General features: G+C 73.3%; 4 protein-coding genes. All 4 read right to left on the reverse strand.

From position 1 onward, the window contains the following. Positions 1 to 1,542, reverse strand: a 1,542-nt coding sequence (locus ACGFT2_RS33910; protein WP_393286165.1) for a type I polyketide synthase, incomplete at its 3' end; no start/stop codon positions are given. A gap of 73 nt (positions 1,543 to 1,615) precedes the next feature. Continuing rightward, entirely contained in the window at positions 1,616 to 6,625 is a 5,010-nt protein-coding gene (locus ACGFT2_RS33915) for a type I polyketide synthase (RefSeq protein WP_393286171.1), read from the reverse strand. Next, positions 6,622 to 16,929: a type I polyketide synthase gene (locus ACGFT2_RS33920; protein WP_393286167.1), complete on the reverse strand. Its 10,308-nt coding sequence runs from the start codon at positions 16,927 to 16,929 to the stop codon at positions 6,622 to 6,624. Before ACGFT2_RS33920 ends, ACGFT2_RS33915 begins: the two co-directional genes overlap by 4 nt. Before the next feature lie 163 nt (positions 16,930 to 17,092). Beyond that, positions 17,093 to 19,552 (reverse strand): SDR family NAD(P)-dependent oxidoreductase (locus ACGFT2_RS33925; protein WP_393286169.1); only part of this gene is annotated, 2,460 nt, incomplete at its 5' end.

Here is a 19,552-nt window from a genome sequence, read left to right on the forward strand (position 1 = left end):
CACCGCCCCCACCAACGCACCCAACCGCTCCGCCTGACCCCGCAACGCCCCCACACCACGAGCCGACACCACCAACGGCACCACACCCGAACCCATCGGCACAGGACTCCGGTCTCCCGGGGTTCCGGCGTCCGGCGCGGCGTCGCCGGGGGCCTCGGCCGGGGCCTCCTCGATGATCGTGTGGGCGTTGGTTCCGCTCGCGCCGAAGGAGGACACGCCGGCCCGCCGGGGCTCCTCGCCCTCCGGCCACGACCGCGCCCGGGTCAGCAACTCCACCGCGCCGGACTCCCAGTCCACCTTCGGTGACGGCTCGTCCACGTGCAGGGTCGGAGGCATCACGCCGTTCCGCAGGGCCATCACCATCTTGATGACGCCGCCCACACCCGAGGCCGCCGCAGCGTGGCCTATGTTGGACTTCAGCGAGCCGAGCCACAGCGGCCGGTCCGCTGGACGGCCCTGACCGTAGGTGGCCAGCAGCGCACCCGCCTCGATCGGGTCGCCCAGCGTCGTACCCGTACCGTGCGCCTCCACCACGTCGACCTGCTCCGGCCGCAGCCGGGCGTCGGTCAGCGCGGCGCGGATGACGCGCTGCTGAGCCGGCCCACTGGGCGCGGTGAGGCCGTTGCTCGCGCCGTCCTGGTTGATCGCACTCCCCCGTACGACCGCCAGCACCCGATGCCCGTTGCGCCGCGCGTCCGAAAGCCGCTCCAGCAGCAGCACACCGACGCCCTCCGCCCAGACGGTGCCGTCCGCCGTGGAGGAGAACGCACGGCAGCGCGCGGTCGGGGACAGGGCGCGCTGCCGGCTGTATTCGATGAAGCCGGTCGGTGTGGCCATCACCGTGGTCCCGCCGGTCAGTGCCAGGGAGGATTCGCCCTTGCGCAGCGACTGGCAGGCCAGGTGCAGGGCCACCAGCGACGACGAACAGGCGGTGTCGACGGTGAGGGCCGGCCCCTCCAGACCGAGGGTGTAGGAGACGCGGCCGGAGAGGATGGCGCCGGAGGCGCCGAGTGACATCTGGCCTTCCAGCCCGTCCGGGAGGTCCGCCACGTTGGTGCCGTAGTCGAAGTCCGTGGCCCCGACGAACACACCGGTCCGCGTGCCGCGCAGTGCGGCCGGGGTGATCCCGGCGCGTTCGAGGGTTTCCCAGGTGATTTCGAGGAGGAGCCGCTGCTGGGGGTTCATCGACAGCGCCTCTCGGGGCGAGATGCCGAAGAAGGGAGCGTCGAACTGGTCGACGTCGTCGAGGAATCCGCCCTCTCGGACGTAGGTGGTGCCCTTGCGGTCCGGGTCCGGGTCGTAGAGCGTGTCGAGTTCCCAGCCGCGGTCGGCGGGGAACGGCCCCACGGCGTCCCGGCCGTCGGCGACGAGGTCCCACAGGTCCTCGGGGGTCCGCACGCCGCCGGGGAAGCGGCAGCCCATCGCGACGACCGCGATCGGCTCGTGCTCCCTCTCCTTGTACTCCTCCAGACGCTGGCGGGCCACCCGCAGGTTGGCGGTGGTCCGCTTGAGGTAGTCGCGAAGCTTCGCTTCGTTCTCCATCACTCGTCAGCTCCTAGGAGGCCGTGGTGCGCAGGGCCGGTGAATCGGCAGGTGTGGTTCGTGGTGCGCTGGTTCATGCGATGTCGTCGAGCTCCTGGTCGAGGAGGTCGAACATCTCCTCGTCGGTCGCCGCCCGGAGGTCGTCGACGGCCTCCTGCTGGGCCGGGTCGTCCGCGGACCAGGTGCGCAGCAGGGACTGCAGGCGCTCGGAGACGGCGGTGCGGACGGACTCGTCGGAGCCCACCGCGGCCAGTGACCGTTCCAGACCGTCGAGTTCGGCGAGGAGCGAGGCGGCGGGCGAACCGCCGCCGGGGAGGAGCTCGGCGTCGAGGTGGGCGGCGAGGGCGGCGGCTGTGGGATGGTCGAAGATCAGCGTGACGGGCAGCCTGAGCCCGGTGGCGGCGCCGAGACGGTTGCGCAGTTCGACGGCGGTGAGGGAGTCCAGGCCCAGCTCCTTGAAGGCCCGGTCGGCCTCCACCGCCGTGGAGGCGGCGTACCCGAGCACGACGGCGGCAAGCGACCTGACGAGGTCGAGCAGTACGCGGTGCCGGTCGGCGGCGGCCAGTCCGGCGAGGCGACGCAGCAGCGCCTCGGAGTCGTCGGCGTGTTCGCCTGCCGGACCCGCCGCGGCCTCCAGGGCCGCGCGGGCGGCGGGCAGGTCGCGCAGCAGGGGCAACGGCCGCCCGGCGGCGAGCGCGGGGGCGAAGCGGTCCCAGTCCAGGTCGGCGACGACCTGGAACGCCTCGTCCCGGGCGGCCGCCTGGAGCAGCGCGTCGCCCGCGCGGTCGCCGGCCATGGGGGGCGCGCCGCGGTGCCGCAGCTGGTCCGCGACCGCCTCGTCGATCATTCCGCCGTCGGAGAGCGCGCTCCAGGCGATCGAGGTGGCGGCCAGGCCGTCGGCGCGGCGCTGCTGTGCGAGCGCGTCGAGGGCGGCGTTCGCTGCGGCGTAACTGCCCTGGCCCGCGGCGCCGACGGTGCCGGCGATCGAGGAGAGGAGCACGAAAGCGGACAGGTCGTGGTGCCGGGTGAGTTCGTGCAGGTTCAGTGCACCGGTCAGCTTGGGGTGCAGGGTCCGGCCGGCCTGCTCGGCCGTCAGCGCGTCGAGCGTACCGTCGTCCAGCACACCCGCGGCGTGCACCACGGCGGTCACGGGGCCCGCTTGCAGGGAGTCCAGCAGCAGGCCGAGCGCGGCGCGGTCGCCGACGTCGCAGGCGGCGATCGTGACACCGACGCCGGACGCGGCGAGTTCGGCCTCCAGTTCCGCCGCGCCGGGTGCGGCGCAGCCGCTGCGGCTGATCAGCACCAGGTGCTCGGCGCCCTCGCGGGCCAGCCTGCGGGCGACCAGGGCACCGACGCCGCCGGTGCCGCCGGTGATCAGTACGGTGCCGCTCGGCCGCCATCCGCGTACGTCGGGCTGGGCGGGGGCCCGTAGCAGGCGGCGGGCGAAGACGCCCGAAGCCCTCACGGCGAGCTGGTCCTCGAACTCGTCGGCGCCTGCGGCCCGTTCGGATGCGAGTAGGGCAGCCAGCCGGGTCAGGGCCCGGTCGTCGAGGAGCGGCGGCAGGTCGACCAGACCGCCCCAGCGCTGCGGCGACTCCAGGCCGATGACCGCGCCCAGCCCCCAGACGGCGGCCTGGACCGGGCTCTCGAGCCTGTCGGAGGCGTCGGTCGAGACCGCTCCTCGGGTCGCCGTCCACAGCGGCGCCTCGATCCCCGCGTCGCCCAGTGCCTGGGTCAGCGCCACGGTGAGCCCGAGCCCGGCGGGCACGGACGGCGTGCCGGGCCGGGGCTTCTCGTCGAGGGCGAGCAGCGACAGCACTCCCGCCGGTTGCCCGTACGCGGAGGCCGGCAGCGACTCGCCGATCAGCTTGGAGAGTTCGTCACGGCCGGTGCCCGCGGCGATCTCCACGGGGACGATGTCCGCGCCGAGACCGGCAAGGCCGCTGATCACCGTCGAGACCGATGGCTCCGAGGCGTGTCCTGCCGGCACGGCGACCAGCCAGAGGCCCTCCGGCGCCGCCTCGGCGGGTTCGGGCAGCGGACGCCAGCCGATCCGGTACCGCCAGGAGTCCACGGTCGCGCCTTCGGTACGCCGCCTGCGCCACGCCGACAGCAGCGGCAGTGCCGCTTCCAGGCCGACGCTCGCGCCGTCCGAGGCGTCCGCGTGGTCCGCGCCGTCCGCGCCGTCCGCGTTCAGGACGGCGGCCAGCGCCGGGCGGTCCTCGCGTTCCACCGCGTCCCAGAAAGCGGCTTCCGCGGGGTCCTGTGCGGCGGCCGCGGATGCGGCGGCAGGCGTCTCCAGCCAGTAGCGCTGTCGTTGGAAGGGGTAGGTCGGCAGGTCCAGGGGTCCGGTGCGGTGCCCGGCGAACACCGCTTCCCAGTCGACCGCGACACCGTGGACGTACGCCTGTGCCAGTGAGAGCAGGATCCGGTCGGCGCCGCCCTCGTCACGGCGCAGCGAACCGACGACCGTGGCCTCGGTGCCGGTGGCCTCGATGGTCTCCTGCACGGCGAACGCGAGTACCGGATGTGGGCTGACCTCGATCATGACCCGGTGGCCGGCGTCGAGCATCCCTCGCGTCGCCTGCTCCAGCTGGACGGTCTGCCGGAGGTTCCTGGCCCAGTACTCCGCGTCCAGGCCGGCCGTGTCCAGCGGTTCGCCGGTGACGGTCGAGTAGAAGGCGGTGCCGGACGAGCGGGGGCGGATCGGGGCGAGAAGTTCCAGCAGCTCTTCGTGGATCCGCTCCACCTGCCGCGAGTGCGACGCGTAGTCGACGGGGATGATCTTCGCCCGGACGCCGTCGGTCTCGCACGACCTCGACAGTTCGCGCAGCGCGTCGGGTTCCCCCGACACCACCATGGATGCGGGACCGTTGACGGCGGCGAGGGACAGCCGGTCGCCCCACGGCGCCATCCGCCGGACCAGCTCGTCCTGCGCCAGTGAGACCGACATCATCCCGCCGCCCCCGGACAGCGCGCGCAGCGCCCGGCTGCGCAGCGCCACCACCCGGGCCGCGTCCTCCAGCGACAGGGCACCTGCCACGCAGGCCGCGGCGATCTCGCCCTGGGAGTGTCCCGCCACGGCGGCGGGCTCCACTCCGTACGAGCGCCATACGGCGGCGAGTGCCACCATCACCGCGAAAAGCAGCGGCTGCACGACGTCCACGCGGTCCGTCGAGGGCGCGCCCGGGGCTTCGCGTACCACGTCGTCCAGCGACCAGTCGACGTAGGGCGCGAGGGCTCGCTCGCAGTCCGCCAGTGTCCGGGCGAACTCGGGTGAGGTCCGGCGGAGTTCGCCGGCCATGCCGGCCCACTGCGAGCCCTGGCCGGGGAAGAGGAAGACCGGCCTGGTGGTGTTCACGGCGACGCCCCGGGCCAGTCCCGCGGCCGCCGCACCGGAGGCGAGCGCTTCCAGACCGGCGAGGAGGTCCGCCCGGGTCCGGCCCGCCACGACGGCCCGGTGCTCGAACGCGGAGCGGGTACGGGCCAGTGCCGCCCCGACGGCGGCCGGCCCGGCGTCCGGGTGCCGGTCGAGGTGCCGGCGGAGCTGTACGGCGCGGGCGCGCAGCGCGGCCTCGGTGCGGCCGGAGAGCGGCCAGGCCAGCGGGCCCGTGGGCGGCCCGTCGGCGCCGGGGGCCTCGGAGGGGGCGGGCGCGCCTTCCTCGGCCGGTGCCTCCTCGAGGATCACGTGTGCGTTGGTGCCGCTCACCCCGAAAGCCGACACCGCGGCCAGGCGGGGGCGGTCCCGGTCCGGCCACGGCATGGCGTGGCGGAGCAGCGAGACGGCCCCGGCCGACCAGTCCACGGCGTCCGACGGTTCGTCGGCGTGCAGGGTTCTGGGCAGCAGGCCGTGCCGGATCGCCTGGACGGTCTTGATGATCCCGCCGACACCGGCGGCCGCCTGGGTGTGGCCGATGTTGGACTTCAGCGAGCCGAGCCACAGCGGCCGGTCGGCGGGCCGTCCCCGGCCGTAGGTGGCCAGCAGCGCCTGCGCCTCGATGGGGTCACCGAGCCGGGTGCCGGTCCCGTGCGCCTCGACGACGTCCACGTCGGCGGTGGTCAGTCCGGCGGCGGCCAGCGCCTCCTGGATGACGCGCTGCTGGGCGGGCCCGCTGGGGGCGCTGAGGCCGTTGCTCGCGCCGTCCTGGTTGATCGCACTCCCCCGTACGACCGCCAGCACCCGATGCCCGTTGCGCCGCGCGTCCGAAAGCCGCTCCAGCAGGATCATGCCGACGCCCTCGCCCCAGCCGGTGCCGTCTGCCTGCGCGGAGAACGCCTTGCAGCGGCCGTCGGGTGCGAGGCCGCGCTGGCGGCTGAACTCGACGAAGACACCGGGGTTGGCCATGATCGCCGCGCCGCCGGCGAGCGCCAGTGAGCACTCGCCCCGCCGCAGCGACTGGGCGGCCAGATGAACGGTCACCAGCGACGACGAACAGGCGGTGTCCAGGGTGACCGCGGGGCCCTCCAGGCCGAGGGTGTAGGAGATGCGGCCCGACGCCACACTGGTGACGTTGCCGATCAGCAGGTGGCCCTCGACGCTCTGGTCCGCCACGGCCGGGTCACCGCCGTACTGGAAGGACGTCGCGCCCACGAAGACACCGGCCTTCTCGCCCTTCAGGGACAGCGGGTCGATCCCGGCACGTTCCACGGCCTCCCAGGAGACCTCGAGGAGCAGCCGGTGCTGTGGGTCCATGGCCAGCGCTTCGCGTGGTGAGATCCCGAAGAAGGCGGGGTCGAACTGGGCGGCCTCGTGGAGGAATCCGCCCTGCCGGGTGTAGCAGGTACCGGAGGTGGCCGGGTCCGGGTCGTAGAGGCCGTCCACGTCCCAGCCGCGGTCCGTGGGGAACGCGGAGATCGCGTCCCGGCCCTCGGCGACCAGGTTCCACAGGGCTTCGGGTGAGCGCACTCCGCCGGGGAAGCGGCAGCCCATGCCCACGATCGCGATGGGTTCGGACGCACGGTCCTCCACCTCCTGGAGCCGCTGCCGGGTCCGGTGGAGATCGGTGGTGACCCGCTTGAGGTAGCCGAGAAGCTTCGCTTCCTGCTCGCCGGTCTGCTGGTCGGCATGCTCGTTGGCCATCAGGACGTCCCGAACTCGTTGTCGATCATGTGGAAGATCTCGTCGGCGGACGCAGCCATCAGCTGCTCCTCGACGGAGGCGTCGCCGCTGCCGCTGCCCGCGGTGGTGATGCCGCCCTGTGGCGGGGTGGTGCCGTTGAGCTGCGCCATCAGGCCCTGGAGACGGCTTGTGAGCCGGTCGCGTACGCCGCTGTCCGCGGTGATCTCGCCCAGCGCCTTCTCCCACCGGTCCAGGTCGCCGAAGACGGCGTCGGCGGTCACCGGCTGCTCCGGGAACAGCTCGGACCTCAGGTGTCGGGCGAGCGTGGCCGGTGAGGGGTTGTCGAAGATCAGCGTCGGGGGCAGGGACAACCCGGTCGCGGCGTTCAGCCGGTTGCGGAGTTCCACGGCCGTCAGCGAGTCGAAGCCCAGCTCCTTGAAGGCCCGGTCGTCTGCGATCGCGTCCGGTGTGGAGTGGCCCAGGACGTCCGCGGTGTGCGCACGCACCAGGTCGGTCAGCACGCGCTCCCGTTCCGCCTCTGGCAGAGCCGCCATTCCGTCCCCGACCGGGCCGGCGTCGCGGGCGTGGCCCGGCGCCGGCCGGCCGCCGCCGTCGGACGTGTCGGCCGCCGTCTCCAGCAACCGCCGTACCGCGGGCAGTTCTTCGATCAGCGGACGTCGGCGGGCCGCCGTGAAGCCCGGCACGAACCGGTCCCAGCGGACGTCGGCGAGGACCAGCGTCGTCTCCTGGCGGGCCAGCGCCCCCTGCAGGGCCGTGACCGCCAGGTCCGGTGCCATCGGGGGCAGCCCCCGGCGGCTCAGGTGCTCCTCCACACCGGCGCCCTCGATCATCCCCTTGTCCGCCCACGGGCCCCAGGCCACCGAGGTGGCCGCCAGACCGCGCGCCCGGCGCTGCTCGGCGAGCGCGTCCAGGAAGGAGTTGGCGGCGGCGTAGGCGCCCTGGCCGCCGCTGCCCCAGGCAGCCGCGACCGACGAGAACAGCACGAACGCCTCGATGTGCGCCCCGTCGAGGAGTTCGTCCAGGAGGACGGCTCCGGAGACCTTTCCGTCGGCCATGACCGCGAAGTCGGCCGGCGTGCTGTCGGCGAGCTGCCTGAAGTGCACGACACCGGCGGCGTGGAAGACGGCGCGGACCGGCGACCCCTCCGCCTCCAGACGGTGCAGCAGCCCGGCCAGCGCCTCCCGGTCGCCGACATCGCACGCCGCCACCGTCACGCGGACGCCCAGGCCGGTCAGTTCGGCCGCCAGGTCCGCCGCACCGGGCGCAGCGGAACCGCGCCGGCTGGTCAGCACCAGGTGCTCCGCCCCACTCCGGGCCAGCCAACGTGCCACGTTCGCTCCGAGGCCACCGGTTCCGCCGGTGATGAGAACGGTGCCGTTCGGACGCCACTTGCCCTCGTCGGGCGACGCGCCGAGCGGGGCGTGCACCAGCCGCCGTACGAACACTCCGGCGGCCCGCACGGCCAGCTGGTCCTCGCCGTCCGCTGCGGCCAGGACTCCGGCCAGCCGTGCGGCGGCGCGCTCGTCGACGACGTCGGGCAGATCGACGAGACCACCCCAGCGCTCCGGGTGCTCAAGGCCGATGACGCGGCCCAGACCCCAGGCGGTCGCCTGCTCGGGCCGGTCTACGGGATCGGTCGGGCTGACCGAGACACCGGTCCGGGTCGCCAGCCACAGGGGGCTGTGCATCCCGGTGTCGCCGAGTGCCTGCACGAGGGCGAGGTTGAGCGCCAGGCCGTACGGCAGGGCCGGGTGGCGCGGGTGCGGGCCGTCGGCGAAGGCGAGCAGAGACAGCACACCGGCCGGCACCTCCCCGGCCGCGGCTTCCCGCAGTCGCGCTGCCACCGCGTCGCGGTCGTCCTCGGCCAGCTCGACGGTGACCGCCTTCGCTCCGCGCTCCCGCAGACCGCGCAGTACGGCGGCACACGCCTCGTCGACGGACGCACCGGCCGCGCGGGTCTGCTTCGCCGCAGCCGCCGGAACGGTGACCAACCATGTGCCGGACAGCGTGCCCCGCGGCTCGCCGGCCACCGGGTGCCAGGCGATCCGGTACCGCCACGCCTCCGCGGTGGCACGGTCGCTCTGCTTGCGCCGCCAGGAGGACAGCAGGGGGACGACTCCGCTCAGCGGTGTCGCCGGGTCGACTTCGAGCGTGGCGGCCAGCTCCTCCAGATCCTGGCGCTCAACGGCGTCCCAGAAGCGGGTGTCGACGGACGGTGGTGCGGCGGTACCGGCTCCTGCGACCACCGGTCCGTCGGGCACGGCGGGTGCGTCGAACCAGTAGCGCTGACGCTGGAACGCGTACGTCGGCAGATCCACCCGACGAGCCCCCCGACCGGCGAAGAACGCACCCCAATCCACCTCCACACCCAACGTGTGCATCCGGCCCAACGCCTCGACCAGCGACTCCTCCTCCGACCGCCCCTTACGCAGAACGGGAACGAACTCCCCCTCCACCTCACACGACCGGCCCATCCCCGACAACACACCAGCCGGACCCAACTCCACGAAACGCCGCACCCCACACGCCTCAAGCGCACGCAACCCGTCGAAGAACCGCACCGCCTCCCGCACATGAGACACCCAGTACTCCGCCGAACACACCAACCCCCCCGCAACCACCTCACCCGTCACATTCGACACCAACCCCACCCGCGGCTCCCGATACTCAAGCCCCTCCGCAACCCGACGGAACTCCTCCAACATCGGCACCATCCGCGGCGAATGAAACGCATGACTCACCCGCAACCGCGACGACTTCCACCCACCCCCCGCAACAACCTCGACCACCGCATCCTCATCACCCGACAACACCACCGAGTCAGGACCATTCACAGCAGCCACAGCCACACGACCCTCGAAACCAGCCAGGAACGGCAGCACCTCCCCCTCCGAAGCCACCACCGACACCATCACCCCACCCCCCGGCAACGCCTGCATCAACCGGCCACGAGCAACCACCAACGCCACCGCATCCTCAAGCGACCACACCCCCGCAACAAACGCAGCCGCCAACTCACCCACCGAATGCCCCACCACGAAATCCGGCCGCACACCCCACGACTCCACCAACCGGAACAACGCCACCTCAACCGCAAACAACCCCACCTGCGCAAACCCAGTCCCATCCAGCAACGAAGCAGCACCAGACACCACCCCGCCGCCGGCACCCACACCGAAGACCACCTCACGCAACGAACAACCCAAATAGCCGTCCGCGATCACACACACCTCATCGAACGCAGCCGCGAACACCGGGAACACCCCATACAACTCCCGGCCCATCCCCACCCGCTGCGCACCCTGACCCGTGAACATCAACGCCGTCAGACCATCCACCACCTGCGAGCCCGACACCCCCCGCGCAAGCCCGGCCAGCAACTCCTCACGCCCACGACCGACCACCACCCCACGGTGCTCCAACGCCGCACGCCCCGTCGCCAACGAAAAACCCACATCCAACGACGACAACACCGAGTCAGCGACCACACACTCACGCAAACGCTCCACCTGCCCAGCCAGAGCCACCGCAGACCTACCCGACACCACCCACGGCACCACACCACCCACACCGGCATCAGCACCGGCACCGGCACCGGCACCGGCATCCAGGGGTTCTTCCGCAACCGGCTCCGGCGCCTGCTCCAGAATCGCGTGCGCATTCGTCCCGCTGATCCCGAACGCCGACACACCGGCCCGCCGCGGTGCACCCGTCTCCGGCCACGAGCGAGCCTCGGTCAGCAACTCCACCGACCCGGCCGACCAGTCGATCTTCTGGGAGGGTTCGTCGGCGTGCAGGGTGCGCGGCAGGACACCGTGACGCATCGCCATGACCATCTTGATCACACCGGCCACACCCGCAGCGGCCTGCGTGTGACCGATGTTCGACTTCAGCGCACCCAGCCACAACGGACGCCCGGCAGCCCGACCCTGACCATACGTCGCCAGCAACGCACCCGCCTCGATCGGATCACCCAACGACGTACCCGTCCCATGCGCCTCCACCACGTCCACATCCGCCGCACCCAGACCGGCCGCCGACAACGCAGCCCTGATCACCCGCTGCTGCGAAGGCCCGTTCGGCGCACTCAGACCATTGCTCGCCCCGTCCTGATTCACCGCCGAACCCCGCACCACCGCCAACACCCGATGACCCAGACGACGCGCATCCGACAACCGCTCCAGCAGCAGCATCCCCGCGCCTTCCCCCCAGCCGGTGCCATCGGCCTGGTCGGAGAACGTCTTGCAGCGGCCGTCGGGGGCCTGTCCACCCTGGCGGCTGAAGTCGATGAAGAGGCTGGGTGTCGACATCACGGTGGCGCCGCCGGCCAGGGCGAGTGAGCACTCGCCCTGCCGGAGCGCCTGAGCCGCCAGGTGCAGCGCCACGAGCGACGAGGAGCAGGCCGTGTCGACGGTGACGGCCGGACCCTCCAGACCGAAGGTGTACGCGATGCGGCCGGAGGCGATGCTCCCGGAGCTGCCGCTGCCCACGTACGCCTGGAGGTCCTCCGGGACCTGCGGCAACCGGGTGCTGTAGTCCTGGTACATCAGGCCGGCGAACACTCCGGTCTGGCTGCCCTTCAGCGTGGACGGGTCGATTCCGGCCCGCTCGAAGACCTCCCAAGAGGTCTCCAGGAGCAGTCGCTGCACCGGGTCCATCGCCAGCGCCTCACGCGGGGAGATCCCGAAGAACGCCGGGTCGAAGTCGTAGGCGTCGTAGAGGAACGCGCCCTCGTCGGCGTACGACCTGCCCGGCAGCGTGCCGGTGGGGTCGTAGAGCTCGTCGAGGTCCCAGCCTCGGTCGGCCGGCATCGCGTGCATCGCGTCGGTGCCCTGGTCCACCAGCCGCCACAGGTCTTCCGGGCTCCGTACGCCGCCGGGGAAGCGGCAGCTCATGCCCACGATGACGATCGGGTCGTCGTCGCGCGGTGTGCCTGCCGTGGCGACCACCTCGGTGGTGGCCGCCGTGCGGAGCCGTTCGCCGAGGGCCTCGGTCCGCAGGTATTCGGCGAGTGCCGTGGGGGTCGGATAGTCGAAGACCAGGGTGGTCGGCAGCCGCAGTCCGGTGACGGTGTTCAGCCGGTTCCGCAGTTGCACGGAGGTCAGGGAGTCGAAGCCGAGTTCCTGGAAGGCCCGGTCGGCGGCGATCGAGTCGGACGAGGCGTGCCCGAGTACGGCCGCCACCAGGCTGCGGACCGTGTCGAGCAGGAATCGGCGCTGTTCGCTCTCGGTCTGTCCTGCGAGGCGCCGCGCGAGCGAGTCCGCACCGTCCGCCGAAGCGGCTGCCTCGACCGCCCGGCGCGCCGGGGCTCGTACCAGTCCTCGAAGCAGCGCGGGGACGGAGCCGGCGGCGGCGCCGGCCTTCAGCGTGGCCGTGTCGAGCGGCATGGGCACGAGCAGCGGCTCGTCCAGTGCGGCGGCGGCGTCGAACAGGGCCATCCCCTGCTCGGCCGAGATGGGTGCCACGCCGGAGCGGCTGGAGCGTTCGGTGTCCTCGGCGCCGAGGTGGCCGGTCATGCCGCTGCGGTCGGCCCACAGCCCCCAGGCCAGTGACTGGCCCGGCAGGCCGCGCGCCCGGCGGTACTGTGCGAGGGCGTCGAGGTAGGCGTTGGCCGCGGCGTAGTTCGCCTGGCCGGGGCCGCCGAGGACGCCCGCTCCGGAGGAGTAGAGCACGAAACCGGCCAGGCCCAGGTGTTCGGTGAGTTCGTGCAGGTTGACGGCCGCGTCGACCTTGGGGCGCAGCACCCGGTCCAGCTGCCGGGAAGTGAGCCGGTCCACCACGCTGTCGTCCAGCACGCCGGCGGTGTGCACGACGGCGGTGAGCGGGTGCGCCGGGTCGACACCGGCGAGCAGCGCTGCCAGGGCCTGGCGGTCGCCGGCGTCGCAGGCGGCGATGGTCACCTCGGCGCCCGACTCGGCCAGTTCGGCGCGGAGTGCGTCGATGCCCTGGGCCGCAGGCCCGCGGCGGCTGGTCAGCAGCAGATGGCGGATGCCGTGTCGGGAGACGAGGTGGCGGGCCAGGATGCCGCCGAGCGTTCCGGTGCCGCTGATCAGTACGGTGCCGTCGGCGTCCCAGCCGAGGGCGGTGTCGGCGGAGGGGACGGGCACGCGGGCGAGCCGGGCGGCCCGTACGGCGCCTTCACGGACGACCAGTTGAGGCTCCCCGGTCGCGAGTGCCGCGCGCAGGGCCCGTACGGAGTCCGGGTGGTCGTCGATGTCCACCAGGGCGAACCTGCCGGGGTTCTCCGACTGCGCGGAGCGCACCAGTCCCCAGAGTGTGGCGTGCGTCAGGTCGCGCACGTCCTCACCGGGCAGGGCCGTGGCGCCCCGGGTGACGAAGACCAGCCGGGACGCGGTGAGGCGTTCGTCCCGGAGCCAGGTCTGCACCAGGTCCAGGGCCCGCCCGGCCGCGGCACGGGCCGCGTCGGCATCGGCCGCGCGCACGTCCGGTTCCGGTGCGCAGGGGACGAGGACGGCGTCCGGCATCCCTCCGCCGTCCGGGGCCGGGTGCTCGGGGTCGAACGGGACCAGGCCGGACAGACCACCGAGACCCAGCCGGTCCGTGCCCCATACGCCCCAGGGCGCGACCGGCCCCGGGTCGGCCGGTGTCAACGGTTTCCACTCGACGCGGAACAGGGCGTCGCCGAGTCCGGCACCCGCCCCGGACAGCAGCTCGGGCCGTATCTCGCGCAGCAGCAGGGCCTCGACGGACGCGACGGGACGGCCGGTGGTGTCGGCGACCTGGATGGCGACCGCTTCGGGGCCCGCCGGGGTCAGCCGGACGCGGACGTCGCCCGCGCCCGCCGCGTGCAGCGTGACGCCCGTCCACGAGAAGGGCAGCCGGCCGTTGCCGTCGCCCTCCCCCCGCGCGTCCTCGAACAGCGGGCCGAGAGCGATGCCGTGGAGTCCGGCGTCGAGCAGCGCGGGATGCAGCCCGTAGGCGCGGGCACCCTCCTGGTGCTCCTGTGGCAGCCCCACCTCGGCGAAGACGTCGTCACCGAGGCGCCAGGCCGCCCGCAGGCCGCGGAAGGCCGGTCCGTACTGGAATCCGTCGGCGGCGTACCGCTCGTAGAGGTCCTGCACCGGAACCGGTACGGCACCTGCCGGGGGCCACGCCGTCAGGTCGAACGCGGCCGGCCGGGCGGTGGGGACGACGGTGCCGGTGGCGTGCGCGATCCAGGTGTCCTCGGCGGCGCCGTCCGCGCGGGAGTAGACGCCGACCGTCCGGCGCCCGGCGGCGTCGGGTTCGCTGACGGTGACCTGCACCGCCACACCGCCGGTCGTGGGCAGCAGGAGCGGGGCCTGGAGGGTGAGTTCCTCGACCTGACCGCAGCCGACCCGGTCGGCGGCCTGCACCGCCAGTTCCAGGAAGGCCGTGCCGGGCAGCAGGACGCTGCCGGTGAGGGCGTGGTCGGCGAGCCAGGGAGAGGTTTCCAGGGACAGCCGGCCCGTCAGCAGCAGCCGGTCGGCGTCCGCGAGGTGTATCGCGGCACCGAGCAGTGGATGGTCACCGGGACCGAGTCCGGCCGCCGCCACGTCGCCGGTGGGCGCGGGGGACGCCAGCCAGTAGCGCTGCCGCTGGAAGGCGTACGTGGGCAGCGGGACGCCCCGCGCCCCGGTTCCGGCGAACACCGCGTCCCACGCCACGGTCCCGCCGGCGACGTGCAGTTCGCCGAGGGAGGTGAGGAAGCGGCCGTAGCCGCCCTCCTCGCGGCGCAGGGTGCCCACGGCGACGGCGCCCGCGGCGGCGTCCTCGAAGGTCTCCTGCATCGCCATCGCGAGGACGGGATGCGGGGCGGCCTCGATGAACGCGCTGTGGCCGTCGGCGAGCAGCGCCCGTACGGCGCGCTCGAACTCGACGGGCCGGCGCATGTTCCGGTACCAGTAGTCGGCGTCGAGCCCGCTGGTGTCGAGCGGGGCGCCGGTCACGGTGGAGTAGAACGGGATCTGCGAGGGGCGGGGCCGGACGGGCGCCAGGTCGGCGAGCAGCCGCGCGCGCAGCGCGTCGACGTGCGGCGAGTGGCTGGCGAGCGCCACGCCCGGGACCCGGCGGGCCTTGATGCCGTCGTCGCCGAGCTGAGCGAGCAGTTCGTCCAGCGCGTCGGGGTCACCCGCGACGGTCACCGAGACGGGGCTGTTGCCGGCGGCGAGGGACACCCGGCCCTCCAGGCTCGCGAGCCGGGGCGCGATCCGCTCGGCCGAGGCCAGGACGGAGAGCATGCCGCCCCTGCCCTCGATCTCCAGGGCGGCCATGGCGCGCAGCGCCACCACCCGGGCGGCGTCCTCGAGCGTCAGGGCGCCCGCCACGTACGCCGCGGCCACCTCGCCCTGGGAGTGGCCGACGACCGCGGACGGCTCGACGCCGTGCGCGCGCCACAGCGCGGCCAGCGACACCATCACGGAGAACAGCACCGGCTGCACGACGTCGACCCGGTCGGCCGGCGGCGTGCCGGGGCCGCCCCGGAGGACGTCGATCACGGACCAGTCCAGATGAGGGGCGAACGCCGCGTCACAGGCGCGCAGTTGCTCGGCGAACACCGGCGAGGACTCGAGCAGGGGGCGGGCCATGCCGGTCCACTGCGAGCCCTGGCCGGGGAAGACGAACACCGTCTTGCGCCTGCCGCCCGCGAGACCCTGGACGAGCTGTGCGGCCGGTACGCCGTCGGCGAGGGCTCGCAGGCCGTTCAGCAGGCTTTCCTGGTCGTCGGCGACGATCACGGCGCGGCGTTCGAGGGCGGCCCGTTCCAGGGCCAGTGAGTGGCCGAGGCCGGCGGGGGCCGTGTCCGGGTGCGCGGTGATGTGCTCGAGGAGGCGCCGGGCCTGCGCCCGTAGCGCTTCCTCGGTCTTGCCGGAGACGAGGAACGGCAGCGTGGAGTCGGCGGCCGGAGCGGCATCGGCGGCGGCGTCCTCACCGCCGGCCGCAGGCTCCGGGGCCTGCTCCAGGATCACATGGGCGTTGGTGCCGCTGAAACCGAAGCCGGACACGGCGGCCCGGCGCGGGGCGCCGGTCTCCGGCCACGGCCGGGTTTCCGTCAGCAGCTCGACGCCGCCGGACTCCCAGTCGACGATGGGGCTGCGGTTCTCGGCGTGCAGGGTCATCGGCAGCACCGCGTGCCGGAGCGCGAGCACCATCTTGATGACGCCGCCGACCCCGGCCGCGGCCTGGGTGTGCGCGATGTTGGACTTCAGCGAGCCCAGCCACAGCGGCCGGCCCTCGGGGCGTTCCCTGCCGTACGTCGCCAGCAGCGCGCCGGCCTCGATCGGGTCGCCGAGCTTCGTACCGGTGCCGTGCGCCTCCACGGCGTCGACCTCGGCGGCGGACAGCCGGGCGTTGGCCAGGGCGGCGCGGATGACCCGCTGCTGGGAGGGTCCGTTCGGGGCGGTGAGGCCGCTGCTCGCACCGTCCTGGTTCACGGCCGAGCCGCGGACCACGGCCAGCACGGGGTGCCCGTTGCGCCGCGCGTCGGACAGCCGCTCCACGAGGAGCATGCCGACGCCCTCGCCCCAGCCGGTGCCGTCGGCACGGTCGGAGAACGCCTTGCAGCGGCCGTCGGAGGACAGGGCGCGCTGTCGTGCGTACTCGATGAACGCGACCGGTGTGGACATGACCATCGAACCGCCGACGAGAGCCAGCGAGCAGTCGCCGCGGCGCAGCGCCTCCGTAGCCAGGTGCAGGGCCACCAGCGACGACGAGCACGCCGTGTCGACGGTGACGGCGGGCCCTTCCAGACCGAGGGTGTAGGAGATGCGGCCCGAGGCGACACTGCCGGAGCCGCCCGCCCCGAGGTAGCCCTCGACGTCCTCCGGAACCGTGGTGAGCCGGGAACCGTAGTCCTGGTACATCACACCCGCGTACACCCCGGTACGGCTGCCCTTGAGGGCCGTCGGATCGATCCCGGCCCGCTCGACGGCTTCCCAGGCGGTCTCCAGCAGGAGCCGCTGCTGCGGGTCCATGGCCAGCGCCTCGCGCGGCGAGATACCGAAGAAGGCGGGGTCGAAGTCGTACGCCCCGTCGAGGAAGGCACCTTCCTCCACGTAGCTCTTGCCCTGCGCGTCGGGGTCCGGGTCGTACAACGACTCGGTGTCCCAGGCCCGGTCATCGGGCAGCGGACCGACCGCGTCGCGTCCCTCCACGAGGAGCTGCCACATGTCCTCGGGTGTCCGGACGCCCCCGGCGTAGCGGCAGCTCATCCCGACGATCGCGATGGGCTCCTGGTCCCTCTCCTCGATCTTCTGCAGACGCTGGCGCGTGCGGTGCAGATCCGTCGTCACACGCTTGAGGTAATCGCGAAGCTTGTCTTCACTCACCGTGCTCACCGTTCAACCGCTGCTTTCTTCAGGAGAGGCCACATTGGGAAGCGGCCGAATTCTGGGAGCCCAGGAGGCCGGGGGTCGGCAGGGCCGACCGAATTCGGGGGACCGAATTCGGGAAGGCCGGCTTCAGGGGTATTCGCTTGAGGACGGGTCGGCTTCAGGAGAGGCCGAGTTCGTTCTCGATGAAGTCGAAGATCTCGTCGTCGGACGCCGTGTCGAGCCCGGCGGCCGCGGCTTCGCCCTCCGATTCCTCCTGGGCCTGGCCCAGCTTCGACAGGAGGTCCTGCAGGCGGGTGGCGAGTCTCGTCCGGGCGGTCTCGTCCGCCGCCACCCGCGTCAGGTCCTGCTCCAGCCGGTCGAGTTCGGGGAAGGCGATCGGGACTGCGACGGGTTCGGCCGGCGTGACCGAGGCCGCGAGGTGCTCCGCGATCGCGCTCGTCGTCGGGTAGTCGAACAGCAGGGTCGCGGGGAGCCGTAGTCCGGTGGTCCTGCCCAGCTGGTTGCGGAGTTCGACCGCGGTGAGCGAGTCGAAGCCCAGCTCCAGCAGACCGCGGTCGACGTCGATCGCGTTCGGGTCGGTGAACCCGAGGACGGTCGCCGCCTGCGTCCTGACCAGGTCGAGCAACAGCCGGTCGCGCTCCGCGTCGGGCAGTCCCGCCAGCCGCCGCATCAGTCCCTCGGCGGCGTCCGCCGCCGTGCCGCCGGACGCCGGCGTGCGGCGGGACGCCGCCCTGACGGGGGTCCGGACCAGGCCGCGGAGCAGCGGCGGTACGGGGCCGGCCCCGCTCGCATGGGCCGAGAGGTCCAGGCGCATCGGCAGCACCACCGGCGCGTCCATCGCCCCTGCCGCGTCGAACAGCGCGGCGCCCTGGGCGGACGAGAACGCGACGATGCCGCCGCGCGCCAGCCGCGAGAGGTCCGCGTCGTCCAGCTTGCCGGTCATCTCGCTGCGCTGCTCCCACAGGCCCCAGGCCATCGACTGGACGGGGAAGCCCCGGGCACGGCAGTGGCCGGCGTAGGCGTCCAGGAACGCGTTCGCCGCCGCGTAGTTGGACTGGCCCATGCCGCCGAAGGTGCCGGCGATGGAGGAGAACAGGACCAGCGCCGAGATTCCGAGGTCGCGGGTCAGCTCGTGCAGGTTGATCGCGGCGTCCACCTTGGGCCGCAGCACCCGGTCGACCCGCTCCGAGGTGAGGGAGCCGACGACGCCGTCGTCCAGCACGCCCGCGGTGTGCACGACCGCGGTGAGCGGGTGCGCCCCGTCCACGCCGGCCAGCAGCCGGGCGAGGTCGTCGCGGTCCGAGACGTCGCAGGCGGCCATGGTGACCTCGGCGCCCAGGTCGCCGAGTTCCGCGCACAGTTCCTTCGCACCGTCGGCCGCCAGACCCCGCCGGCTGGTCAGCAGCAGATGCCGTACGCCACGGTCCGCGACCAGGTGGCGTGCCATCACACCGCCGATCGCGCCGGTGGCGCCGGTGACGAGCACGGTGCCGTCGCCCCAGTCGGGCACCGGCCGCTCGGTGGGAGCCGGCCGTCCGCCTGCCGCCGCGCCGGTCGCGACGGCCAGCCGCGCGGCTCGCACCGAGCCCTCGCGCAGGACCAGTTGCGGTTCGTCACCGGCGAGGGCGTGAAGCAGCGTCTCCGCGCAGGTACCGGTGCCGGTGCCGAGGTCGGTGCCGGTGCCGAGGTCGGTGCCGGTGTCGAGAGCGGTGTCGGTGTCGGTGTCGACGAGGACGAACCGGCCGGGGTTCTCCGACTGCGCGGAACGGACCAGGCCCCAGACCGCGGCGTGCGGCAGATCGGTCACATGCTCGTCGGCACCGGCGGCCACCGCGCCCCGTGTCAGGAAGACCATCCGCGAGGCGGCGAACCGCTCGTCCCCGACCCATTTCTGGACCAGCCCCAGAGCCCGGTCAAGAGCGGTGCGTACGGAGCCGGCGAGAGTGCCGGGCTCCGGGCAGCAGCTCACCAGGACCACCTCGGGCGGTGCCGCCGGATCCGCGGCCACCAGCGCGTCCAGGTCCGGGTGCACCGGCAGTCCGAGACCGGCGGCCACGCCGAAGGCGTCGTCACCGACCAGGGCCCAGCCGCCACCGGCCGTGGATCGCGAGGCGTCGACGTTCGGTTGCACCTCGGTCCAGTCCAGCACGTACAGGGAATTCTCCGCGGCGGGAGCGCCCAGCTGCTCCGGCCGTGCGCGCAGGGCGAGCGAGTCGACGGTGGCCACAGGCCGACCGATCGAGTCCGCCAGCATCAGCGCCACCGCACCGCCGTCGAGGGGCGTCAGCCGTACGCGTACGTCCCCTTCGCCCGCGCCGTGCAGCGTGACCCCGGACCAGGAGAACGGCAGCTTGCCACCGCCGAGTTGCAGCTCAGGACAGAGCGCGATGGTGTGGAGGGCGGCGTCGAGGAGTGCGGGGTGCAGGCCGTACGCGGCGGCGGCGGACCGCTGTTCGCCGGGCAGCCGCACCTCCGCGTACACCTCGTCGCCGACCAGCCAGGCAGCGCGGATCCCCTGGAAGGCGGGGCCGTATCCGAAGCCGCCGTCGGCGAACCGCTCGTACAGGTCGCCGACCTCGACGGGTTCGGCCCCCTGCGGCGGCCAGACGCCTTGCAG

Origin of the sequence: Streptomyces sp. NPDC048514 (assembly GCF_043199955.1) — a bacterium.
Taxonomy (GTDB): domain Bacteria; phylum Actinomycetota; class Actinomycetes; order Streptomycetales; family Streptomycetaceae; genus Streptomyces.